The sequence below is a fragment of the Undibacterium sp. FW305-107 genome (assembly GCF_058788535.1).
The window spans coordinates 247403-271378 of the sequence record NZ_JBYTAV010000004.1; the positions used below are offsets into that span (position 1 = coordinate 247403).

The window sequence follows — 23976 nt, forward strand, 5'->3', positions numbered from 1 at the left end:
GCATGGAAATCAGGCCAAGCACAAACTGGGCTGATTTTGCCCAAGCCGATGAATTATCCCAATTGATCTGGGATGGTTTGTCGGAAGCAGATGGCGCATGGCATTACATGAATTTCACGTCTGACATGTCCATCTGGGAATCGGGGCATGATGGCAGTGCCATCACCATGCTCTACCAGGGCGAACGCCTGCAAGAATTGCTGGTGACGCCCGGCCTGGCATACGACTATCTTTTGCCCTTCATACAAAGCTTCAAGTTGAATGTACTTGCTTAACGCTCTATCATTTTCCTGCTACGTATCTTCCTCTGCAATTGTATGACTCCGTAAATCAGGGCCTCTGCCGTAGGTGGGCAGCCGGGGATATACACATCGACAGGCACGATGCGGTCACAGCCACGCACCACTGAGTACGAGTAATGATAATAACCACCGCCATTCGCGCATGAACCCATGGAAATGACGTAGCGCGGCTCTGCCATCTGGTCATAGATGCGGCGCAGGGCAGGTGCCATTTTATTGGTCAGCGTACCAGCAACGATCATCAGATCAGCCTGCCTCGGGCTGGCACGCGGGATCATGCCAAATCTTTCCATGTCATAGCGTGAGGCTGCTGCCTGTATCATTTCCACTGCACAGCAAGCCAGGCCAAAGGTCAGGTACCAGAGGCTATTGGTCTGTATCAGCCTGCTCACATCATCCAGACGCGTCAGCAAGACATTGTCTTCTTTGAGTACTTCCAGTTCTTCCATCATGACTCCCTGTATTAGTGACAGGGGCAGTCTAGCCATGACAATTAATTCATACTTGTATCAGTACGACGAATTTGTACCGACACGTCATCACGTTGAAAAAAATCAGGCCAGACGCGGATAGGTAAACAGGAGGAAGTGGCAAAGATTAAAGCCAGCATGCGTCAGTATCACCCATTCCAGCCTGCGGGTCTGATGATAAACGATGGCATAGCCCAGCCCAGCAACCGTCGCCAGGGCAGCATACTGCGTGCCGCCACCCAGATGTGCAAGGCCAAACAGGATTGCCGATACCGCAATGGCCAGATAGCCAAGGACAGGTTTGTCACCAAGACGGTAGATTGCTTCCTGTATCAATCCACGGAAAAAAGCTTCTTCTGCCACGCAGGTCAAAAACAGATTCACCGCCAGGAAAAGCAAAGTCGCTTCCGGCAATTTAGGGAGAAATCGGAAAAAATGCGTCGCCAGACCCAAGACGATCAAAACCGCGATGGTCAGCAGGGCGGGCAAGGCAATGCGCTTGCCATCGGCCAGGAATTGCTTGAAGCTGCTGGCGCGTGAGCAAAACAGGCTCAGCAACAAATAACCCGCCATGCCCTTGTCGAAATTGGCATACAGGGTAAAAGGAATGGCATCATCGCTGAACCTGACCTTGTCCAACAACAGGATATTATGAAAACCAGGCACCTTGTGCATGGCCAGCACCAGGGCCACTACCAGCGCCAGGACACCGGCCAGTATGCGCAGGGAAAGTGGCAAAGTATTCCTGACACTTGCCCACAGCAAAAGTGCAAGCATCAATAGCACCACCGCTGCCACTGGAGTGATGAGGCCACAGACCAAAGCAAATACCCCTGCAAGCATGGCGAGCAGGTGGCCGGGCACCAGGCTTTTGACTGGTCCGGACACAGCTATTTTTGGCAACCATGCCGCTGCGATGGCGGCATACAAGAAAATGTAAGGCAGTATCTGGAGGAATGGCAACTCGGGCACAGTAGTCATGGGAAATAATCCTGTCAGGCGGTTGTTTGTTTCATGCAAGTTTGCCAAGGATAAATAACTTTATAAAAATGTCAATATTTATCCCCGACCTTGTTGCAAACATTTACCCAGCCTGATTTACGATTCAATTACGCATGCTAAAACTTGCCCCACAAGCAATCGCCACCCTGTTCCAGGCGTTCATGAGGCCGACGGCAAATGCCAGATCAACCAGTTCTTTTTCTGTGAAGTGTTTGGGCAATGCCTGTTGCAGCGCCTCATCCACATGTTTGCCCGCGATGCCAGTCAGCGCCTCGCTCCAGGCCAATGCGACTCTTTCTTTCTCACTGAAGCAGGGCGCTTCGCGCCAGCATATCAGACTGTTGAGTCGCTGGAAATTATCGCCGAGTTCCAGCAGGTCATGCGCATGTTTGTCTACGCAAAAAGCGCAGCCATTGATTTGAGATACCCGCAAGAACACCAGGTCGATGAGGGATTTGCCAAGGCTGCTGGCATCCAGCACCGTGTTCACACCCGCAAGGGCTTGATAAGCTGCAGGTGCCAGGCCAGGGAAATTGAGTTTGAGTGTCATGATAATTCTCCAGTTTTAAAATGAGTCAGCGAAATTGCTTTCTTCATCTATAAGACGCTGGAGAAAATCGGTTTGTGACAGTTTGTTTGAATAATTTCTTAAATAGTTGTCGCAGGCAAAGTCATACCCTGATAAGCCTGCAATTTGTCAGGATTGCGTATGGTGTACAGATCAAGGATTTTTTCACCATCGCTGACGATGGAGATAGTCGCATCCAGTTTGCCATCAATAAAGCGCAGCAAACCAGGTTCGCCATTGATACTGACTTCAACAAACTGCATGCGTTGGGGATAGGTTCTGGCGACAACATGGTACAGACGCGCTATGCGTGCTGCGCCATGCAGAACGCGGTTGACAGATGCGACCTTGCCACCACCATCGCCTATCATTTGCGCATCATCGGCAAACAAGGCACTGAGTTCTTTTAAATCACCGCTTTGTGCCGCCAGACTAAAACGCTGCAGCAATTGCCGGTGATGATCACGACTGACCTGGAAGCGCGGTTTTTCTTGCAGCACTCTTTCTTTGGCGCGGTGTACCAGTTGACGGCAGGCCGCTGTCGTCTTGTTGAGCATGCCTGCCACTTCCGGGTAATCGACGTCGAATACCTGATGCAAAAGAAATGCTGCCCGTTCTTCAGCCGATAATCGTTCCAGCATGGTCAGGAAGGCCAGCGAGACATCGCTGCTGAATTCCGCCATCAGTTCTGGCGTCTGGTGATCAACTTCTATCATGGGCTCTGGCAACCAGGGACCAGTATAGTTTTCGCGCTCGCGCTTGAGTACACGCAGCCTGTCCACGCAAAGACGGCTGATGACAGTCACCAGCCAGGCCTGAGGTTCACGGATTTGCAGTAATTCTTCATCGCTGAGCGCATGCCAGCGCAAATAAGTGTTTTGCACCAGGTCTTCCGCCTCAGCCCGGGACGCCAGCATGCGATAGGCAATGCCAAACAGGCGGGGTCTATGCTCAGTAAAGCTTTGCAGGCGATTCATCATGGCGAAATCCGTTAGGTACACGATGATAAGACGAATCAGACTTAGCGGTTGTGACAGCGGATAGAAAAAAAACCGCAAATCTTTCAATATGCGGTTTTTGTCAGCTTAAGCAACTCAGAATCTGTGGCGTATGCCAGCAATGACGCTGGTGGCGCGATCCGCGGTACTGATCTTGTCACTCATCAGCACTGCATACACATCGGTACGCTTGGACAGGTTGTAGTCATAACCAGCCGACAGGGTATCGCGCTTGTACTCAGTATTGGCGGTCAGCGTGCCATTGCGTTTGGTGTTTGCATAAGCCAGCAAAATGTCGCCGCCACCCGCCGGGATCTTGGCACCCAGGCTATAAATCTTGTCATCCATCTGTTTGCCAGCCGCATTGTCATTTTTGCTGGAGGTATAAGTCGCATACAGCTTGGCGGCTGTCAGGTCATAACTGGCACCGACGAAGTAAGCAGTCTGGTTATTGATGGAGGCGAAGTTAACCGGTGCTGATGTGGCATCGACGATTGCCGAACCGCCAAGAGGATTCGAGACCTGGACTTTTTGATAGAAGGCACTCAGGGCCAGCGGGCCATTGAAGTACAGGGCATTCAAACCTATATTGCGCGTGCCTGTATCGCCGGCTTTTTCACCAAACTGGTAATGCATATTGGCACTGAAGCCTGAAAAATTAGGAGTGCTGTAAATGATTTCATTACTCCAGCCTGAATCACCCGCGGCTGAGTTGGCCCAGGTACGTGAAGCAAAACCACCAGACGGTACATACCAGTGCAGCACCAAAGGCGAAACATCAAAGGAATCACCAAAGGGATTGAAAATCACCACAGGCAAAAAGCTGGGTGCAAGATCACGTCCCAGCGAGACACGGCCAAAACTGCCAGACAGGGCGACATTGGCATCACGTGAAAACAGGGTATCGCCACCGAAGCGGCCAGACTCACCGGTATCAGGGCGCAGGAAAGCAGTCAGTGCAAATTCTGCCTTGAGGCCACCACCCAGGTCTTCTACTCCTTTGAAACCAAACCAGGATGTTGTCATGCCACCAGGCGTGATGGCAGCCGTACTGGCTTTGTCGCCACTCATTTTGACTGTACCCACAGACAAATCCACCAGGCCTTGCACGGTGACGCTGGATTGCGCCAGTGCACTGCCTGCACACAAACAAGAAGCGACTGCCAAAACCATGAATTTCATTTGCATTTTCATCTTTTTTCCTTCTCTCAGGTTTAACAACGATTTTTTTCAGCGTGGTGGCAAATCAAACTTTGTCAGCTCAATCAAGTTCAGGCAGGGCTTGGATACACCCAACCTGGTCAGCAGGCGCTGCATTTATTTAACAACATAGGGATGTACTTGTTTCCAGTGTTCTGCGATATCGATGCGGCGGCAGACCCAGACCTTGTCATGTGACTGCACATAGTCAAGGAAACGCTGGAAGGCACGGAAACGTCCAGGCCGCCCCAGCAAGCGGCAATGCATGCCTATGGATAGCATTTTTGGTGCATTGTCGCCTTCAGGATCACCTTCGGCATACAAGAGGTCGAAACTGTCTTTCAGGTAATCATAGAAATGCTCGCCCGTATTAAAACCCTGCGGCGTGGCAAAGCGCATGTCATTGCTGTCCAGGGTATAGGGCACCACCAGATGAGGATGCTGCTGGCCATCGCTGGTCGTCACCTGTGTCCAGAATGGCAGGTCATCGCCGTAATAATCAGCGTCATAGGCAAAACCGCCGTGCTCGACGACCAGCTTGCGGGTATTCGGTGAATCACGCCCGGTATACCAGCCCAGCGGCGCTTTGCCAGTAAGCGCGCGCATGATTTGCACGGCTTGCTGCATGTGTTCGCGCTCTATTGCTTCTTCCAGGCCTTGATAATGTATCCAGCGCAGGCCATGGCAGGCGATTTCATGGCCGAGTTCGCCAAAGGCCTGGGTCAGCTCGGGATGGCGCTGCAAGGCCATGGCGACACCAAACACCGTCAGCGGTAAATGACGTTTTTCAAATTCACGCAAGATGCGCCAGACACCGGCGCGTGAGCCATATTCATAGATGGATTCCATCGACATATGGCGCGCTTCATACGCTGCTGCACCAACGATCTCGGATAAAAACTGCTCGGACGCACGGTCACCATGCAGCACACAGTTTTCGCCACCCTCTTCATAGTTCAGGACAAATTGCAGGGCTATCCTGGCCTGACCAGGCCATTGCGCATGCGGGACATGGCGGCCATAGCCTATGAGGTCACGAGGATAATTATTTGACTGCGTCATACTTTTTATTCTCCGGAGTGCATACTGCTCAGGGTGGTTAAACCCTGGCTTTCATCGTTCTTGTTGAAGCTGATGGTGAATGCAATTGATGTGCCATCTTGATGTGCCATCCTGCTTTTTCACCATATCGTTTTCCATATTTATTCAGGATTGTCAGCATTTTTTCAGTGATACATATACTGTTTTTAGTATATGTTCTATTACGCATCAATTAAACAACACAGGTATTTGGCAAAAAGAAGAGGACTTGCCAAGTAAATTCTGTGTAAGTGCCATGTAACAGTGGCAAGCAGTGTCACCACTGTGACGACAAGCGCGGCAGGCTTGTTACAATGCAGCCCATGCGCCTGCAATCCATAGACCAATTCCTCATTGAACCTCCCCGCCCTGAAAATCTGGCAGGTTTTCGCCGTTTTTTACTCGAGTTCTGGTATTTCGGCATCAAGGAGGTGCGTTCCTGCCTGTTCGTCGGCCTGTTTTTTGCATCGATACTCATCGTACCCAAGGCTGGTTTGTTTGGCTTGCCACGTTACGATGTACTGTTTGTGATTGCGCTGCTGATACAGGCTGGTATGGTCTGGAGTAAGCTGGAGACCGTTGATGAACTGAAAGCCGTGACCCTGTTCCACATAGTAGGTTTTGCATTGGAAGTGTTCAAGGTATCGGGCCAGATACAGAGCTGGGCTTATCCTGAATTTGGCTATACCAAGCTATGGGGTGTGCCGTTGTTCAGCGGTTTCATGTATGCCAGCATAGGTAGTTATATCATCCAGGCCTGGCGCTTGTTTGATTTGCGCATACGCCATCATCCGCCTTACTGGATGGCTGGCCTGATAGGCATACTGATTTACCTGAATTTTTTTACTCACCACTATATCGGTGACTATCGCTGGTATCTGGCCGCCTGTGCGCTAGGCCTATATGCGCGTTCGTCGGTCGTGTTTCGTCCGCTGGACCGTGACCGCAGCATGCCCCTGCTACTGTCCTTCGTGCTGATCGGTTTCTTTATCTGGCTGGCAGAAAATATGGGGACCTTCTTTGGTATCTGGCGCTACCCGAACCAGTTGGGTGCCTGGTCCACTGTACATGTAGGCAAATGGAGTTCATGGTCTTTGCTGGTCATCATGACGTTTACCATCGTTGCCCATCTCAAGCATATCAAGCGACATATTCATATCGCTGAATGAGTCATTGCGCAGTTTTTAAAGTGTCCAGGCAAAAAAATAGCCCGCTATTCGCGGGCTTAAATCCAAACCTTAGGAGGTGTTGGAGGAGACAGGTACTACTTTAATGCAGCGCAACATATCTGTATGCTTTATTATGCGTATATCAGGTATACACATTTAGAATATCTCTCCATGCATGCATACCACTTTGCTTTTTCATGGCTGATTTACTGCACAATGTGCATACCAGTCAGATACTGAGCACTTCTAGAGTAGTTCTTCAAACTTCCTCAAGGAGTTTGGCCATGATGAAATCGTCTATATATTCCTGCTCATCGCTGCGCTTATAGAATTGACGCAACCTGCCCTCAATCTCGAAACCCTCGCGCTGGTAAAAGGCAAGTCCCCGGCTATTGTCGGCTTCCACAATTAATTCCACCCGTCTGATTCCCATTGCCTGCAACGCCTGTATCGCTCCTGCCAGCATAGCCTGGGCTACGCCCTTACCCTGATAGTGCGGTGCGACTGCCAGCGTCCCCAACTGAGCGACATGGGCAGCACGGCCAGGGTAACGGCTGATTCTGTAAAAACCGGCAACCTCTTCCTGGCTCAGATGCACAAAAAATGCTTTGCTGCTCAGCAGTTCATCAAAAATGAGCGAGAACTGCTCCAAAGGCATGGGATCATAACCAAGAAAACGGACTACTGCTTCGTCCATATAGATGGCGTAGATAGCATGTAAATCATCGCGATTCGCTAGTCTTTGCATGAAAATCCTATTTATTTTTTACAGCATAATTCTGAGAAAATTATCACAATATACACTCAATAGTGATATGTCGATTTAGGTGCTGCACAGAAAAGCAAGGCGAGAGGATATTGGATGGCAAAAAAAAACCCGCAAACTTTGCGGGTTTAAATCCAAACCTTAGGAGGTGTTGGAGGAGACAGGTGTAACTATATCGCAGCGCAACAAATTTACCAAGATCTATTTATGCATATCAATCATTCATAAATCACATATCAGGGCGTATGAAATATTTCCTCATGGAATTAGGGTATTTATGAAATTCGGAATATACAGAGTGAGGAAATTAAATAGGCAAAAAAAACCCGCGACCTTGCGGTTGCGGGTTAAATCCAAACCTTAGGAGGTGTTGGAGGAGACAGGTACTACTTTATCGCAGCGCAGCAAATAAGTCTTCTTTATTTTTGACATAATAGTTATCACCATTTCAAATATCTCTACAGCTGCCTATGGCTTCTCCTTATGTCTTTGTATAAAACAAACATCCAATTCATTATCTGATATCGTCCCCTGCAATACATTGATGAAATCTTTCTAATTGATAAGATTCCCAATCACTCTGCTAACCTACTGCAAATTTATACATGCAATTCCTCAAGCTGCGCTTCCTGCTTAAGCAATCCGGTAAACACATTATCTATGCCAGCCTGGCAATTGCTTCATCCATGTTGACGACACAGGCTTGCTCTGCTGAACTCGCTGTCGGCAATCTCAGCTTTGAAGAATGGCAGACAGGGCAAAGCCTGCCAGTTGGCTGGAAGATGATGGTAGAAGCACATACTGTCAGTGCTGATTGTCAGCTAGCCCAAGAGGGGAAGTGCTCGGTCAAAATTGAGAGTCATGCGAAAACGCCGCAAGGCGCGATGACTGTCATCGGACAAACCCTGATAGCCAGCACAATAGGTGGCCATCCTTTGCGCTTGTCTGGCTGGATCAAAACCAAAGATGTTAAAAATGGCCGCGCTGAACTCCTGTTTCAGGTCGATGGCAAATTAAAGACCGCCGTGGCTGATGCCATGCTGGGCAAGCGCGGGCCAACCGGCAACAACGACTGGCAACGCTTTGAGATTAAAGTACCAGTGGCCGCCAATGCCACTGCAGTCCATTTTGGTGTCGGGCTTGTAGGCCAGGGAGTTGCCTGGTTTGATGATTTGAAACTGGAAGTAGATGAAAGCATCACGATAGCTGACATCGCCGAAACCAGACGACCAGCGCGCCCGCAAAAATCCATGCAATTGCAAGATGAGCAGAGCCTTGCTTTACCTCCAGGACTGATCCCGGTTATAGAACCTGCATGGCAGGCAGACATACAGAAAAATGCCCACAGCCTGCGCTCACTTTTCAGTGATGACTTCAGCGACCTGCAATTTCTGAAACCCATGTTGAAAGACAAGCGCATTGTGCAACTCGGCGAAAGCGCCCATGGTGTCGCTGAATTCAACTGGATGAAAGCACGTCTGGTCAAATTCCTTCACCAGGAAATGGGCTTTGAAGTCATCGCCATGGAAGCATCGATGACCGCTGCCGATGCAGCCAATGCCAATCTCGATAAAACTTCTGGTCTTGAAGCCATGCGCAGCAGCCAGTTTGGCACGCTCGCCACAGATGAGACACTGGACTTGTTCACTTACCTGAAGCAGGGTACGTCAGGCAAACCTCGCCTGATGCTCGCAGGATTTGATAATCAGGACAGTGGTTACCTGGGACATCAGAACATCACCAACAGGTTCAAATCCATGCTGTCGGTGATAGAGCCAGTTCCGGCACTAGCCGGGCAAGTAGATGGCGCGGAAGAGAAATTGAATGCCTTGCTCAACAAGCAAATACCCGTGACTGCGGCAAGTGAATTGCCTGGACACTATCAACTCATCGCCGATACTTTGCTCAAGAACAGGGCAAAACTGGCGCAGCATTTTCCAGCATACATGGTGGATATGACGATACAGGAAGCCAGATCAAGGGTGACGTTCAGCCAGCAACTGAATTTCCCTCCCACGAGCAATGAATCCACAGAAATACGCGACCAGCGCATGGCAGAGAACCTGAACTTCCTGGCCGACACAATCTACCCGAAAAAGAAAATCATGGTCTGGGCACATAATTTTCATATCGCCAATGACTGGGCTGACAAGGCACACGCAAAAACCATGGGCGTATGGATGGCAGAAAAACGCCGCAAAGAAATGTACACCATAGGTCTGTACATGGGTCGTGGTGTTCTGGGCAGTTATGCCAAGGAAAGTTACACTGAAATTGCAGTACCACCAGCAGGCAGCCTGGAAAGTATCTTGGCAAATGGCCGCCTGAAAATGAGCTTTGTCGATTTTTCACTAGCAAAACCAGAAGCCAGTAACAGCTGGATGTTCTCAACTGGCTATGCACGATACTGGGGTATGACGCCAGAGGCCATTATTCCAGCCAAAGCCTATGATGCTGTAATTTATATCGACAGCGTTACTCCTTCGGAGTATCCACACTGACCCTCAGAATCATGCTGCGCTGAAATACGCCCAGGCAGTGCATATTTCAGACAGAGCCATCACCGGTATCGGCCAGATTACCAAGGTCGAAATCATAGTCATTTCCATCACCTGGCTGGTTTGCAGCGCGCCTGGCTTGTTTTCTATTTAACTCTGCAGCCGACTCGTCTTCTTGCCGTTCACGTTCACGGATGTCACGCAATTCTTGCCTGGACATGACTATGGTTTCTGGCAGGGCAATACCGCACTTTTCACATTTGGCGTAGCGCTGGTTAAAAACAGGGAACCCACATGCAGGGCATTTTTGTTCAGACATTCAACTCCTCTGTTTCTCATTGAATGAATGCGCATACCTGGACGCTTTATTTCTTGTGACACGACGCAAGACCCACTCAAGCGGGCCATGTTCGAAATGAGTTCGCCAGACATGAGCAAAAATAATGGCCGACAAAAAGAATATGCCAGCAGCAGTCACCGTCCTGAGCAGGCTTTGCGGGCCATCCAGATAATCAAGCGCCTCCAGGATAGTCATGCCCAGCAGCACATGCGCCAGATAAATACTCAGTGCCAGTTGCCCTGTATGCACCAGGGCCCGCAAGCATAGCGTGCTGGCAAATTTTTCTGCCAGGTAAATGCACGAGACGATGATGACACAGGCACTGCCGCTCGCAGAAATCATATACACAGGCAAAGGCGGCAAGGGATCAGTTTTACTGAAAACATGGGCGAGTCCAGCGATCGCCTCAAAATTGCCAAAAGCATGAAACAAGAACAGTGCCAGGAGTTCAGCGCTAATGATCGCCACCACGCCAGCCAACAATAGCCGCCAGCGCATGGCGGGTGCATGCATATCCAGACGCCCTATCAGCATACCCAGCAGCATAAATCCCATCCAGGGGAAGAAGGGATGGAAGCCATTGAAAAACAGATTCATCAAAAAGCCTGGGATTGTCCAAAAATTGGAATAATGGAGTAAATCCCAATTCCAGTTCTGGCTATAGTTCAAGCTGAAAAACTGGGCAGTAAAGATCAGGCAGGCAACCGCTGCCAGTATGAAAAGCAAGCGGGATGAAGCACTTAGCAAGAGCACCGCCAGTGCTATATACAAACCATAATAATGCAGGATGTCGGCTGGCCATATCCAGATATATAGCAAGCCAAAACAGAACAGAAAAACAGCACGCTTCAACAGACTGACTCTTTGCTGGCGCAATACGAGCGGATCACCCGACAGTCTGGCGGTATTTGTCATGAGGCTGATACCTACACCCGCAAGTATTACAAACAAGGCTGAGGCACGGCCATCAAGATGGGTGAAGATACTGAGCCACCGCAGGTCTTGCCCATCCCTGCCTACTTGCGCATGCATGACGACTTTAAAATTGACCACGATCATGCCAAAGATGGCAAGGGCGCGTGCCAGATCGTAGCCTGAAATTCTTTGCTGTTTCACTGTGCTTCTATAAATACATCAGAAGCAACAAGATAACCATCATGTATTTAAATGGCAAGCTGAAAAGTGTAAAGGAGACACTTCTCTGAGCAAGGGCTGTTCTGTCACACACCTGGGCATGGCGTGCGGGCAGCGTGGATGGAAGTGGCAGCCAGTCGGCGGATTAAGCGGAGAAGGAATTTCGCCCTTGATGGCGACATATTCCATCTTGCGCACTTCCAACCTCGGGGCAGAGGTCAGCAAGGCTTGCGTGTAGGGATGGTTAGGCCGCTCAAAAATTTCTGTAGTCGCAGCGGATTCCACCACGCGACCCAGGTACATGATGAGTACGCGGTCAGACACATGCCTGACTACACCAAGGTCATGGCTGATGAACAGGTAAGTCAGCTTCAGTTCGTCACGCAGTTTGATGAACAGGTTCAGGACTTGCGCCTGTATAGACACATCCAGCGCCGCTACAGCTTCATCGCACACCAGAAGTTCTGGCTTGACGGCGAGGGCTCTGGCGATGCCAACGCGGGCACGCTGTCCGCCAGAAAACTGGTGCGGAAAGCGTTTCAGCACAGCCGGGTCCAGCCCTACTTTTTGCAGCAGGTGTTCTACATATTCCTGCTGTTCTGCAGCCTTGATGATGCCATGCACGACCGGTGCTTCACCGACGATGTCTTGTACACGCAGGCGCGGGTTCAGCGAGGCATAGGGATCCTGGAATATCATTTGCACGGCCAGTTGCATTTGCCTGCGTTTGGCCTGGCCCATGTCTGCCAGGTTTTCACCACGCCACCAGCGAGTACCGTCAGACAAACTGTGCAGGCCCACGGCCATGCGCCCTAGTGTAGATTTGCCGCAGCCTGATTCGCCGACCAGACCAACGACTTCACCCGCTTGCAAACTCACATCGACTTGATCAACTGCATGGACGATTTGCTGTTTGCTGTCCGCTCCAAATAGCTGCGTCAGCTTGTCAGTCAGTGCCACAGGTTTGGCAAAGCGCTTGCTGACCTGGCGCAGTTCCAGCAAGGCTGGCAAGCGAGCATCAGTCATGCGTCACCTCAGCCACAGTTTGCATGGGATGGAAGCACAATACACTATGCCCGTCCAGGCTCTCCACCACCGGGTCCTGTTCACAAACTGCAGTAGCACGTTCACAGCGCAAGCGGAAGGCGCAACCTTGCGGCAAGTTTAACAAGGATGGTGTTGACCCCGGTATCTGGCGCAAGCTTTGCCCATGCAGGTTGCGTGACGGTGAAGACGCGATCAGGCCATGGGTATAGGGATGCCAGGCATGGTCCAGTACTTGTTGCACGCTGCCGCTCTCGACTATCTTGCCGGCATACATGACGGCGACAGTATCAGCCAGCCCAGCCACCACGGACAGGTCATGGGTAATCCAGATCAATGCCGTGCCGGATTCGCGGCAAAGCTTTTGCATTTCATACAGGATTTGGCCCTGTATGGTCACATCGAGTGCGGTAGTCGGCTCATCGCAGATAATCAGCTCAGGCTCATTCAAGAGTGCAATGGCGATCGCCACCCTTTGCCGCATGCCGCCAGAAAACTGATGCGGATAGGACAGCAGTCTTTCATCTGGCGAAGGTATGCCAACCTTGACCAGGGCGGCGCGTGCCATGTCGCGTGCTTTTTCGCGGCTGACCTGCTGATGAGCAAAGATGGTTTCCATCATTTGCGTATCAATGCGCAAGACCGGGTTCAGGGTCATCATCGGGTCCTGGAATATCATGGCGATACGGTTGCCACGGATTTGCCGCATGGCTTCTGCCGACAGGTGCCGCAAATCCTGGCCCTTGAACAGGACCTTGCCTGCCGTGACTTTGCCGGGTGGGTCTATCAGGCCCATGATGGAATACGCCGTCATGGATTTGCCAGAACCGGATTCACCCACCAGGCCCATGATTTGGCCCGGCTGCACGCTGAAGCTGACATTATTCACCGCACGCACAGTACCGGCGCGGCTGGTAAATTCAGTCTGCAGGTTTTGTACTTCCAGAGTCGCGATTGTCATGATGTCTGTTCCACCTATTCCAGCTATTGCGTCTGCAAGCGCGGGTTCAGCACATCGCGCAAATGGTCAGCCACCAGGTTGATGGATACCACCGTCAGCAACAAGGCCAAGCCGGGATAAAAACTGATCCAGTATTTGCCGGATAACAGATATTGGTAACCATTGGCGATCAGCAAACCCAGTGAAGGCTCGGTCACTGGCAAACCCAGGCCCAAAAATGAAAGTGTCGCTTCCAGCGAAATCGCCGATGCTACCTGCAAGGCTGCGATGACGATCAGCGGCGGCAGGCAATTCGGCAGCAAGTGGCGCCAGATAATACGCGCCGGTGACAAGCCAAGGCCGACTGCGGCTTCTATATATTCTTTTTGTCTTTCCACCAGTGCCGCACTACGGGCAGTGCGCGCATAGTAGGCCCATTGCACCAGCACCAGCGCGATGATGATCTTGCCTACACCCTGCCCTGTCAGCGCCAGCAAGATCATGGCAATCAGGATGGAAGGGAAAGACAACTGTATGTCGGCAATACGCATGATGATGGCTTCGACACGGCCACCCAGATAACCCGCCAGCAAGCCCAGGCTCAAGCCGATTGCCAGCGCAATCACGGTGCTGGAAAAACCGACGATAAGGGATATACGCAAACCATAGAAGATGGCCGACAGCATATCGCGCCCCTGTTCATCGGTGCCTAGCAAAAACCTGTGCTTGCCATCGGAAGATAGTTTGCCAGGTTCCAGGCGTGAATCCATGACATCCAGCGCCATCAGGTCATAAGGATTTTGCGGTGAAATCAAGGGCGCAAATATCGCCAGCAAGACCAGCAGCAATAAAACCAGACTGCCCAGGCTGGCGATGCGGCTGGCAAAGAAGTCGCGCAAGAAACGCTGCAGGGGCGTTTCAATTTTGGGGCTGATAGTTTCTGTCGTCGTCAAATTCGTCATCACCTTATCCCCGGCTTTCTGACAAACGCACGCGCGGGTCCAGCAATGAATACACCACATCCACCACGAGGTTAATGAGAATAAACAGGCTGACAATCAACAGCAAATAGGCAACGATGACTGGCCTGTCCAGCACGCGTATGGAATCAATGATGAGCTTGCCCATGCCCGGCCAGGCAAACACTGATTCAGTGACAATCGCAAAGGCGATGATGGAACCAAATTGCAAGGCAATCACGGTGACGATAGGGATAAGGATATTCTTGAGTACATGCACGCCGATGATGCGGCTATTGCGCAAACCCTTGGCACGGGCAAAGCGCACATAGTCTTGCAGCAGGGCTTCTTGCGCACCTGAGCGCGTCAGACGTATCACCATGGCGATATTGAAGAGCGCAAGGTTCAGCGCAGGCAAGAGCAAATGCTTGAGGCCATCGATACTCAAGAAACTCACAGGTATGCCCAGCAAGAGTGTCGTCTCGCCACGTCCGCTGGAAGGCAGCCAGCCGAGTTGCACGGCAAATACCATGATCAACATCAACCCTACCCAGAAGGTAGGCAGGGAGAAACCCAGTATCGATACCGCCATGATGCTTTTTGCAGCAATGCTGTCAGGCCGCAAACCGGCCAGCAAACCCAGCGGTATACCCAGCACAATTGCAATCAAGATGGCAAATACGGCCAGTTCCAGCGTGGCTGGCATGCGTTCCAGGATCAGGCCCAGGGCAGGAGTCGCGTAAGCGAAGGAGCGCCCCATGTCACCAGCCAGGGCATTTTTGAGGAATAGCCAGTATTGCTGCGGCAGACTCTGGTCCAGGCCAAAGGCAGCGATGATGCGCAGACGTTCTGCCTGATCTGCCTCAGGGCTGATCAGGATATCGATGGGATTGCCTATTGCATACACACCGGCAAATACCAGCAGTGACATGAGCAACAAAACAGCCAGGCTTTGCAGCAGGCGGCGCAAGATGAATGCCGGCATGTATCAGGCCTGCCTTGCCATCATATGCAGATATAAGCGCAGATACAGGGAAGCTGCATGGGCTGGCCCATGGCTGGTTTTCCGGCATGAAAGTTTCATGAGTATCTTCATTGCATCTGTATGTCTTGTATTGAAATTTTAAGGAATTTTACAGGCTTTACTCTAGCCTCGTGCGAGCTGTGCCATCTGCTACACTAGGCAAGCTGCAAGCGCTGCCTGAAAATTTCCCTGCATAACTGAGCTTACATGCCCATCATCAAGCGTATTACCCTGCATCTCTTCCTGATCCTGCTTGTCCTGATACTGCCACCTTTAGTGTATGACTACATCAGCCACACCAGCCTCAGTACTGTACCTGGCATGCTCATGCTGGGTGCATTCAGTTACCCGGCGTATTTTTCATATCTGGTAACGTGTCTGCATAGTGCTCGCGCCAGACTCATTTTGCTGCACTTGATCACACTGCTGACGATCTCTTTCTTCATGCTTGTGGCCAGTGGCAGTTCCACCCCGTTGATCGTGATCTTGTTGCCCGCCATCCTGGGTTTGGGTACGCTGCCTGTGGCTGTCATTGCCAGGCTATGCAAACAAAAACCGCTGGCAATCAGCTGCCTGTTGAGCAGCCTGGTATCCGGGCCTATAGGTCTGGCCCTGAGTATGCTGGCCATTTATGGCATGGGCATGAGTGCCATGTCGGGGATGCGCTGGTAAGATAAGTCCTCTGGGCAAGCCAGTCAAAGCAGTTTTGGTAGTATGGATATGCGATCCTGGAATAGCTTGACTAGCAACCAGTTTGCCCGGAATCTGGTATCTTTCTCTATACTGAAGAAACATGTCGTAGGCAGGTATAGAGACGCATACCATGCTGACTATCATTTTTCTTATCAACAGGATAACATCCTGAAAAGAATAGCTTGCGTATATCTGCCAGTAGCTTGTTGCCAGCGCAGTAATGAAACGCAATCCGGAGACAAAAATGAACCTGATCGATCCTATCGTCCAATTCCAGGCTGAAATCCAGCAAATCCGGCGTGATATCCACGCCCACCCGGAACTTTGCTTTGAAGAACACCGTACTTCAGAAGTCGTTGCGCAAAAGCTGGAAGCCTGGGGCATACCCATCATCCGCGGTCTGGCAGGCACAGGCATCGTCGGTGTACTCAAGAATGGTACTAGCGAACGGGCCATAGGTTTGCGGGCTGACATGGATGCCCTGCCCATGCAGGAGATCAATACCTTTGCTCATACCTCAAAACACGATGGAAAAATGCATGCCTGCGGCCATGATGGCCACACCGCCATGTTGCTGGGGGCGGCACATTATCTGTCCAAGTATAAAGAATTTGATGGCACGGTCTATCTGATCTTCCAGCCTGCCGAAGAAGGGGGTGGCGGTGCGCGCCGCATGATAGAAGAAGGCATGTTCGACAAATACCCCATGGATGCAGTCTTTGGCATGCATAACTGGCCGGGCGCGGCGGTAGGCACTTTTGGTATCACACCCGGCCCCATGATGGCGTCATCGAATGAATTTGAAGTGATTGTCAGAGGCAAGGGCGCCCATGCGGCGCAGCCGCACAAGGGCATAGACCCGATTATCGTGGCGATACAAATGGCGCAAAGCTGGCAAACCATCGTCAGCCGCAATGCCAGCCCGCTGGAGTCAGCCGTCCTGTCGGTCACACAAATCCATTCTGGCAGCGCCACCAATGTCATCCCGGACGAAGCGACACTGATAGGCACAGTACGCGCCTTCAGTACGGAAATGATAGACCTCATAGAAAAACGCATGCGTACCATCGCCGAACATACGGCTGCGGCTTTTGATGCCCAGGTGGATTTCCGCTTCAAACGCAATTACCCGCCCTTGATCAATCATGCCAAGGAAACTGCCTTTGCGGCCGAAGTCATGCGCAGCGTGGTGGGTGCAGACAAGGTTGATGACCAGGTAGAACCCACCATGGGCGCGGAAGATTTTTCTTTCATGCTGCAGGCCAAACCAGGCTGCTATGTCTTTTTGGGCAATGGTGACGGTGGACACCGGGACATGGGCCACGGCCTCGGGCCTTGCAACTTGCACAACCCCAGCTATGACTTTAATGATGATTTGCTGCCCATAGGCGCAACTTATTGGGTCAGGCTGGCAGAAGCCTACTTGAAAAAAACTGCCTGAGCAGCCATCTAGACAACCTGGAATGACATAAAATCATCCCCCATATTTACCAAAAATTTACCGAAATTCAACCAGATCAGATAAGAAGACTTTCATGGCCGACGAAAAAGAGAATAACGAATCACAAGCACGCAGCCCTTTCCTCGAAGAAAAGGCCTTTAAATCCCGTACTGTGCTGGTATTTGGCACCATCAACGACAAACTGGCATCAGAAATCTCCCAGCGTCTGATCGCCCTGTCGGCAGAGTCCAAAGAGCCTATCACCATCCTGGTCTCTTCCCCCGGCGGCCATGTGGAATCTGGCGATGTCATCCATGACATCATCAAGTTCATTGATGCCCCAGTAAATATTGTTGGCACTGGCTGGGTAGGTAGCGCAGCGGTGAATGTGTTCCTGTCGGTACCTAAAGAGCGCCGTGTCTGCCTGCCAAATACCCGCTTTTTGATACACCAGCCTAGCGGTGGTTTTGGTGGCCAGGCAACAGATATTGCTATCCAGGCACGTGAAATCGTCAAGATACGCGAACGCATCGCCGCCCTGATCGCCAGAGAATCAGGTCAGTCACTGGAAAAAGTCACTGCAGACATAGACCGCGATTACTGGATGAGTGCTACTGAAGCCAAGGAATATGGCCTGGTGTCCCGTATCATCATCAAGCAAAGCGAACTGTCTTGAATTTTCATTTTTAAACTTCGCTGAACATCAAAAAAAGCCACGGCAAGCCGTGGCTTTTTTTGTACTTAAAACTCTTCCCAATCATCTGCAGCTGCCACCACCGGCTCTTTTCTCGCCGGCGCAGGCTTGACGGTTTTAGCAACCGGCTTGGGCAAGCTGCGCACCACAGGTCTTTCACTGGCACTTTTTACTGGTGCTGACCTAGCAGCTGGCACAGGCTTGTTACTGACGACCTGTCCCTGATCAAGCTTGAAGACACTGACGATGCGGCTCAGGTTTTGTGCCTGGTTTTGCAGGGCACCGGCTGCGGCGGCTGCCTCTTCCACCAGGGCAGCATTTTGCTGCGTCATTTCATCCATCTGCGTCACTGCGACATTGATCTGTTCTATGCCAGCACTTTGCTCGGTACCAGCCGCGGTGATTTCACTGATGATGTCACTGACGCGCTTGACACTGTCGACCACTTCTTTCATGGTTTCACCCGCCTGATCAACCAGGCGCGTACCTTGCCCCACTTTATCGACAGAATCGTTGATCAATTCCTTGATTTCCTTGGCGGCACTGGCTGAGCGCTGCGCCAGATTGCGCACTTCTGATGCAACCACCGCAAACCCGCGCCCCTGCTCACCGGCACGTGCTGCTTCTACCGCCGCATTCAGCGCCAGGATATTGGTCTGGAAAGCGATGCCATCAATGACGGCAATGATATCGACAATCTTTTTCGACGATTCATTGATGGAGCCCATGGTATCAACCACCTGCGACACCACATCGCCACCTTTTTGCGCTACCGCAGAAGCCGAATGCGATAACTGATTGGCCTGGCGTGCATTGTCACTATTGTGTTTGATGGTGGAAGTAATCTCCTCCATGGACGAAGCAGTTTCTTCCAGCGAACTGGCCTGGTTTTCGGTGCGCCTGGACAAATCCAGATTACCATTTGCAATCTCGGTGGTGGCCGTGGCGATTTCATCCGTGCCCTGGCGTACTTCGGTCACCACTTGCAACAGACTCTGGTTCATTTCCTTCAGAGCCTGTAATAACAAACCGGTTTCATCACTGGTATTCGATTGAATATTACTGGTCAGATCGCCAGCAGCTACGGTTTGCGCCACCTTGACAGCATCTTGCAAGGGACGCGAGACGATACGGGCAATTGCATAAGCCAGCATCATGCCAAGCAAAATACTGATGGCAAGGACTACAATAATCAGGGTGCGCGAAGACTGATAAGCTTCCGTACCCTTCTTGTAAGCATCAACGCCGCCGTCAACATTGGTCTTGACCATGGCATCAACCAGGCCACGCACCTTGGTATTGAGTTTGGATGAATCGCCGCGCATCAGGCTCATGGCATCCTTGCCATTGCCTTCGCGCGCCAGAGCCATGATCTTGTCGGAAATTTGCAGATATTCCCCCATGGATTTACTATATTCGGCAAATTGTTTCTTTTCTTCGGGATCGGCAACCAGACGCCCGTATTCGGCTTCATTTTCTTTTAACCCGGCAATAGCTTCCTTGGTGCGGCCTATGTATTTCTCCACTTCTTCAGGGTTTTCAGCCGAGACCAGTTGCGCTTCCTGAGAACGAATACGCGAAACTCTTTCCTTGATACCCATGGCGGCATTCACGCTGGGCATCCAGTTGGTACCCAGTTCATAGGCATTCTGATTCACCTTGGCCAGCATAGTGATAGAAAACACTCCGAGGAAAATCGTCAGCAACAAAAGTAAACCAAAGCCTATGAATAGTTTGGCTGAAATTCTTAGGTTATAAAACGTCTTCATCACAACTCCCGGTAAAAGGGACTACGACATGCCGAAAAACGCTCCCTGACAAGTCGGGCAAGATCCTCAGAACTCTTCCCAATCCTGCTCTGCCTTGGCCAATTCACGTTCTTTTGCTGCAGCTTTCACTTGCGGCAACTTGCGTACGCTGTTGCCCGACCTCTGGGCTTGAGTAGACAGTTTTGCAGCGGGTTTTACTACCTGGGGCTGGTAGCCAGAAGCAGTCTGCACACCGTGGAGTTTGAACACGCCGACAACCCGGCTCAAGTTGGCAGCCTGCTCCTGCAAAGCGCCTGCCGCTGCGGCTGCTTCTTCCACCAGAGCAGCGTTCTGTTGGGTGACCTGGTCCATTTGTATGATGGCAGTATTGATCTGGTCTATGCCTGAGCTTTGCTCGGCACCAGCCGCCGTGATTTCACTGATGATATCGCTGACGCGCTTGACGCTGTCTACCACTTCCTGCATGGTGACACCTGCTTCATCGACGAGTCTTGTACCCAGATCGACTTTTTCTACCGAGTCATTGATGAGTGTCTTGATTTCTTTGGCTGCACTGGCTGAGCGCTGCGCCAGATTGCGCACTTCTGATGCAACCACCGCAAACCCGCGTCCTTGCTCACCGGCACGTGCTGCTTCTACCGCTGCATTCAGCGCCAGGATATTGGTCTGGAAAGCGATGCCATCAATGACGGCAATGATATCGACAATCTTTTTCGACGATTCATTGATGGAACCCATGGTATCCACCACTTGCGACACCACGCTACCACCCTTTTGCGCTACCGCAGAAGCCGAATGCGATAACTGATTGGCCTGGCGCGCATTGTCACTATTATGTTTGACAGTAGAGGTCAGTTCTTCCATGGAAGATGCCGTTTCTTCCAGTGAACCGGCCTGGCTTTCGGTGCGTGCCGACAAGTCCATATTGCCATTGGCAATTTCGGTCGAAGCCGTGGCGATCAGATCGGTACCCGTCCTGACTTCACTGACTACCGATAACAGGCTGGCATTCATTTCCTTCAGGGCTTGCAAGAGTTCGCCGGTTTCATCTTTGGTCTTGACCTCAATATCACTGGTCAGATCACCGGAAGCCACTGTCTTGGCTACTCTGACTGCTTCTTGCAAAGGGCGGGCAACCACCCTGGCAATCCAGTAAGCCAGTAACAAACCAAGGGCAATGGTCACGACAATGAGGCTGAGTATCAAGTTTCTGGAATTGGCATAAATTTGCTCACCCATGCGATATTCGGCGATACCTCCGTCGGAATTGATCTGCACCATCTTGTCGGCCAGCACCAACATATCTGCATTCAGTTTTGATGACTCGCCGCGCAAGGTCGTGCGTGCTTCTTCCATATTGCCGGCATTGGCCTGGGCGGTCAGTTTTTTTGCCTCGACTACATAGCGTTCCCACAGTTTGCTGTAGTCGGCAAAGGACTTTTTTTCCTCATCCGTGCTTATGAGTTTGGCATAGTCCCCCTCATACTTCTTCAACTCAGCAACATAGTCTTGCCAGCGCTTTTCGTATTTTTTCAAATTCGCTTCATCACCTGCCGACATGACTATCTGCATTTCCTGGGTGCGCAAACGTGAAATTCTTTCCTTGATACCCATGGCAGCATTTACGCTCGGCATCCAGTTGGTGCCCAGTTCCAGTGCTGTACCGTTCACCCGCGATAATTGATAAACCGAAAAACCGCCGAGAAATACAGTAAGCAGTAAAAGAAGTATGAAACCAACAAACAGCTTGGCAGAGATCCTGAGGTTATAGAACAATTTCATGACGAGTCCTTTATGGAAAAGAACAACAAAATTGCAGAGAGGAAAAACAGGAAGGGATGCTATGACTATATATCTAGTTTTAGGAAGATTTGTTGCAGATTGCAAATTTCCCGCTGGTAATTTGAATAAACCCGGCAAAAGCGTGGCAAAAAAAAGAAAGCTGACCAGCAGCTTTCTTTCAGGTAACTCAATGTTAAAAAAGATCAAGGCAAGACTGTAACAACCTTGACTGTAGCATCCACAGCCGAGCGTTCTATATAACCTATGCCGGTGGGATTGGCAGCCACGGCTTTTTTTACTTCCGCGCTATTGTGCATTTCTTTCGGTGCCGTACCCTTGCCTGTAAAAACCAGCTTGGACCAGATTGTCTTTACTTCAGACAAATCCTTGTCGGCTACTTTTTTGTAAAACTCGGCACGCAGAGGCGAATTATCTGGCAAGTCCACAGGCGTGAACATGGGTGATTTACCCAGGAAAAACTGGGAAGCCTGCGTAGCCGTCATTGCCGTTGCCGGGTTAGCAGTATTCACAATGACGACCAGTTCTGCAGCGTGCGCCATAGAAGCACCGGTCATGACGGTAGCGGCAAACAATAAATGTGTAAATAACTTATTCATCGTGCCTCTCCATCAAAATACAAAATCAACTGCTACTGCAAATACGGTCACCGGGCCTTTGAAGCCAGGCTTGGCATTGATAAATACGCCGGGGCCATTATCGGGTGACATCCTGTCCAACTGCAGTTTCAAAGCGGCAGATTTATGAAAATCCCAACGCACACCTATGCTATTGCTGGACTGTATAGGTGAAGCCGATGCCAGACCATTGGCACCCAGTGTATACGGCAGCAAAGGGCCGGCAGTTGGCAAGCCAGCGACAGTGCGTGGACTGTCTTGCGTTGCTGATGCGTGCACGACATAAGGCAGGAAACTGCCCATGCGGTAACCAAACATGGTGTACCAGGATGTGGTGTCAGCGATAGACAGGCTGGCAGATTTACGTTTGCCATATTCAGCCTGCACTACCATGCTCTTCCAGTCCACGCCCAGACCAACGGAGGTGAAAGAAGCTTTGGTGTCATTCACTGCAATCGCATTCGCGGCAGAGGCAAAACCGAACTTCGTCAAGCCAGTAACCAGGGTGTTGAGATTAGTGGAATTATCGACAGTGACATTCGCATCAACGCGACCAAAACGGAAAGTAAAAGGACCGTTTTCAGCAACGATATTGACACTCGATACCTTTTTGAATTTCGCTGTAAAGCCACCACGGTTGTCTGCATCAGTGACACCATAAGCAACCTGTGCAGTCACAGCTGTATCGCCAAAATTGGTCTGGTACAGTACATCTGCGCCATCCAGGCTTTCCAGCGTAACCTGGGTATACATTTCCACTGGCGGACGCAACATGGTGTTGGCGTAGCCAACATTGCGATAATCAGAAATCATATAGACAGGCAGGCCAACGCGGCCCACACGTATATTCAGGTTTTCAGAAACTTTGGCTTTGGCAAATGCCCAGGCCAGTTCTGCACCAAAATTGTCCGTCACATTTTTACGCACCAGCCCCTGGCCAGTAAAAGACAGCCAGTCATTCATTTTTGCTGTGACTTGCAAACCAAGGTTGGAATCCACCCCGGCTTTTGCACCACTGGTGACACCTGCCAATTGATTTGGACGGGCAAATTCTGCGTCCGAAGTATTGCTGCGCGTGAGTGCAGCAGTACCAAATCCACTGATGGTGATGTTCGATGTGTCCTCAGCCCAGGCGGCGGATACTGCCGATGTCATCGCCAATAGGGTGATAAAAGGCTTCAATTTCATGCTATCTCCTTGAAAGTTTCCACATTGTAAGTTTTATTGATCAGGCAGATTTAGACTGTTTCCTCGATGAAACTTTTAAAGAAATTGCACAATAGCAATGCAACAGATAACAATAAAACACTGACTTATTTGATGCCTACTAGGAGATGCTTGAAGGAAATATACATATTGACCAGCCTTTTCAAATTAGGTGATAGCAAGACTTACAAGAAGTCATTTCACCATTTCTTGCACTTTCCGTGGCGAATTGCCTACAAATTCAGGATCATTAAATCAACAG

General features: G+C 50.7%; 24 protein-coding genes. 7 read left to right on the plus strand and 17 right to left on the minus strand.

Annotated elements, in window-relative coordinates; genetic code table 11:
* Positions 1–2 precede the first annotated feature (2 nt).
* Positions 3–275 (plus strand): hypothetical protein, encoded by a 273-nt coding sequence (locus AC3WQT_RS10690; protein WP_492703860.1) that lies wholly within the window; start codon positions 3–5, stop codon positions 273–275.
* Here the strand turns inward: AC3WQT_RS10690 and AC3WQT_RS10695 are convergent.
* From AC3WQT_RS10695 to puuE, 6 genes are all read right to left on the minus strand, one after another.
* The gene (locus tag AC3WQT_RS10695) at positions 272–790 is read right to left on the minus strand and encodes a NuoB/complex I 20 kDa subunit family protein (protein ID WP_492703861.1); all 519 of its coding nucleotides are present in this window, start codon (positions 788–790) and stop codon (positions 272–274) included. The genes AC3WQT_RS10690 and AC3WQT_RS10695 overlap by 4 nt on opposite strands.
* Positions 791–856: 66 nt before the next feature.
* Positions 857–1753 (minus strand): CPBP family intramembrane glutamic endopeptidase, encoded by an 897-nt coding sequence (locus AC3WQT_RS10700; RefSeq protein WP_492703862.1) that lies wholly within the window; start codon positions 1751–1753, stop codon positions 857–859.
* A gap of 124 nt (positions 1754–1877) precedes the next feature.
* Positions 1878–2324 carry a carboxymuconolactone decarboxylase family protein gene (locus AC3WQT_RS10705; protein WP_492703863.1) on the minus strand — a complete coding sequence of 149 codons (447 nt, stop codon included), beginning with the start codon at positions 2322–2324 and terminating at the stop codon, positions 1878–1880.
* A gap of 98 nt (positions 2325–2422) precedes the next feature.
* Complete coding sequence (locus AC3WQT_RS10710) at positions 2423–3319, minus strand: RNA polymerase sigma-70 factor (RefSeq protein WP_492704150.1); 897 nt, start codon at positions 3317–3319, stop codon at positions 2423–2425.
* 117 nt (positions 3320–3436) lie between these two features.
* Positions 3437–4528 carry a porin gene (locus tag AC3WQT_RS10715; RefSeq protein WP_492704152.1) on the minus strand — a complete coding sequence of 364 codons (1092 nt, stop codon included), beginning with the start codon at positions 4526–4528 and terminating at the stop codon, positions 3437–3439.
* Positions 4529–4657: 129 nt separating this feature from the next.
* Positions 4658–5602 carry an allantoinase PuuE gene (gene puuE, locus AC3WQT_RS10720; protein WP_492703864.1) on the minus strand — a complete coding sequence of 315 codons (945 nt, stop codon included), beginning with the start codon at positions 5600–5602 and terminating at the stop codon, positions 4658–4660.
* 341 nt (positions 5603–5943) lie between these two features.
* Here puuE and AC3WQT_RS10725 point away from each other — a divergent pair, with 341 nt between their 5' ends.
* Positions 5944–6789 carry a DUF817 domain-containing protein gene (locus AC3WQT_RS10725; protein WP_492703865.1) on the plus strand — a complete coding sequence of 282 codons (846 nt, stop codon included), beginning with the start codon at positions 5944–5946 and terminating at the stop codon, positions 6787–6789.
* A 259-nt stretch (positions 6790–7048) separates the two neighbouring features.
* On the opposite strand, the gene AC3WQT_RS10730 is transcribed toward AC3WQT_RS10725, so the two are convergent.
* A complete protein-coding gene (locus AC3WQT_RS10730) occupies positions 7049–7537 on the minus strand; it encodes a GNAT family N-acetyltransferase (RefSeq protein WP_492703866.1) in 489 nt (162 codons plus the stop codon).
* Between the two features lie 623 nt (positions 7538–8160).
* Here AC3WQT_RS10730 and AC3WQT_RS10735 point away from each other — a divergent pair.
* Complete coding sequence (locus AC3WQT_RS10735) at positions 8161–10056, plus strand: erythromycin esterase family protein (protein ID WP_492703867.1); 1896 nt, start codon at positions 8161–8163, stop codon at positions 10054–10056.
* 46 nt (positions 10057–10102) lie between these two features.
* On the opposite strand, the gene AC3WQT_RS10740 is transcribed toward AC3WQT_RS10735, so the two are convergent.
* Genes AC3WQT_RS10740 through AC3WQT_RS10765 form a run of 6 tightly spaced genes read right to left on the minus strand, consistent with a single transcriptional unit; the run spans position 10103 to position 15455 of the window.
* Complete coding sequence (locus tag AC3WQT_RS10740) at positions 10103–10372, minus strand: hypothetical protein (protein ID WP_492703868.1); 270 nt, start codon at positions 10370–10372, stop codon at positions 10103–10105.
* Positions 10373–11509 carry a DUF418 domain-containing protein gene (locus AC3WQT_RS10745; protein WP_492703869.1) on the minus strand — a complete coding sequence of 379 codons (1137 nt, stop codon included), beginning with the start codon at positions 11507–11509 and terminating at the stop codon, positions 10373–10375. It lies immediately after the preceding gene.
* 39 nt (positions 11510–11548) lie between these two features.
* The gene (locus tag AC3WQT_RS10750; RefSeq protein ID WP_492703870.1) at positions 11549–12553 is read right to left on the minus strand and encodes an ABC transporter ATP-binding protein; all 1005 of its coding nucleotides are present in this window, start codon (positions 12551–12553) and stop codon (positions 11549–11551) included.
* Entirely contained in the window at positions 12546–13532 is a 987-nt protein-coding gene (locus AC3WQT_RS10755) for an ABC transporter ATP-binding protein (RefSeq protein WP_492703871.1), read from the minus strand. Before AC3WQT_RS10755 ends, AC3WQT_RS10750 begins: the two co-directional genes overlap by 8 nt.
* 23 nt (positions 13533–13555) lie before the next feature.
* On the minus strand, positions 13556–14473 hold the full coding sequence (locus tag AC3WQT_RS10760; RefSeq protein WP_492703872.1) for an ABC transporter permease: 918 nt from the start codon (positions 14471–14473) through the stop codon (positions 13556–13558).
* A 4-nt stretch (positions 14474–14477) separates the two neighbouring features.
* Positions 14478–15455 (minus strand): ABC transporter permease, encoded by a 978-nt coding sequence (locus AC3WQT_RS10765; RefSeq protein WP_492703873.1) that lies wholly within the window; start codon positions 15453–15455, stop codon positions 14478–14480.
* A gap of 246 nt (positions 15456–15701) precedes the next feature.
* Between AC3WQT_RS10765 and AC3WQT_RS10770 the strand changes: the two genes are divergently transcribed.
* The 3 genes from AC3WQT_RS10770 (at position 15702) to AC3WQT_RS10780 (ending at position 18304) form a co-directional block, all read left to right on the plus strand.
* Complete coding sequence (locus tag AC3WQT_RS10770; protein WP_492703874.1) at positions 15702–16166, plus strand: hypothetical protein; 465 nt, start codon at positions 15702–15704, stop codon at positions 16164–16166.
* 265 nt (positions 16167–16431) lie between these two features.
* Positions 16432–17628 carry a M20 aminoacylase family protein gene (locus AC3WQT_RS10775; RefSeq protein ID WP_492703875.1) on the plus strand — a complete coding sequence of 399 codons (1197 nt, stop codon included), beginning with the start codon at positions 16432–16434 and terminating at the stop codon, positions 17626–17628.
* A gap of 55 nt (positions 17629–17683) precedes the next feature.
* Complete coding sequence (locus tag AC3WQT_RS10780) at positions 17684–18304, plus strand: ATP-dependent Clp protease proteolytic subunit (RefSeq protein ID WP_492704153.1); 621 nt, start codon at positions 17684–17686, stop codon at positions 18302–18304.
* Positions 18305–18369: 65 nt separating this feature from the next.
* Here the strand turns inward: AC3WQT_RS10780 and AC3WQT_RS10785 are convergent, their stop codons facing one another.
* Both AC3WQT_RS10785 and AC3WQT_RS10790 read right to left on the minus strand, forming a co-directional pair.
* Entirely contained in the window at positions 18370–20091 is a 1722-nt protein-coding gene (locus tag AC3WQT_RS10785; RefSeq protein WP_492703876.1) for a methyl-accepting chemotaxis protein, read from the minus strand.
* Between the two features lie 66 nt (positions 20092–20157).
* Entirely contained in the window at positions 20158–21873 is a 1716-nt protein-coding gene (locus AC3WQT_RS10790; protein WP_492703877.1) for a methyl-accepting chemotaxis protein, read from the minus strand.
* Between AC3WQT_RS10790 and AC3WQT_RS10795 the strand changes: the two genes are divergently transcribed.
* Positions 21872–22093 (plus strand): hypothetical protein, encoded by a 222-nt coding sequence (locus tag AC3WQT_RS10795; protein WP_492703878.1) that lies wholly within the window; start codon positions 21872–21874, stop codon positions 22091–22093. The two genes, AC3WQT_RS10790 and AC3WQT_RS10795, sit on opposite strands and share 2 nt — an antisense overlap.
* On the opposite strand, the gene AC3WQT_RS10800 is transcribed toward AC3WQT_RS10795, so the two are convergent.
* Together AC3WQT_RS10800 and AC3WQT_RS10805 are read right to left on the minus strand one after the other, a co-directional pair.
* A complete protein-coding gene (locus AC3WQT_RS10800) occupies positions 22077–22490 on the minus strand; it encodes a type 2 periplasmic-binding domain-containing protein (protein WP_492703879.1) in 414 nt (137 codons plus the stop codon). The two genes, AC3WQT_RS10795 and AC3WQT_RS10800, sit on opposite strands and share 17 nt — an antisense overlap.
* A 12-nt stretch (positions 22491–22502) precedes the next feature.
* Positions 22503–23696 carry a hypothetical protein gene (locus AC3WQT_RS10805; RefSeq protein ID WP_492703880.1) on the minus strand — a complete coding sequence of 398 codons (1194 nt, stop codon included), beginning with the start codon at positions 23694–23696 and terminating at the stop codon, positions 22503–22505.
* Between the last annotated feature and the right edge of the window lie 280 nt (positions 23697–23976).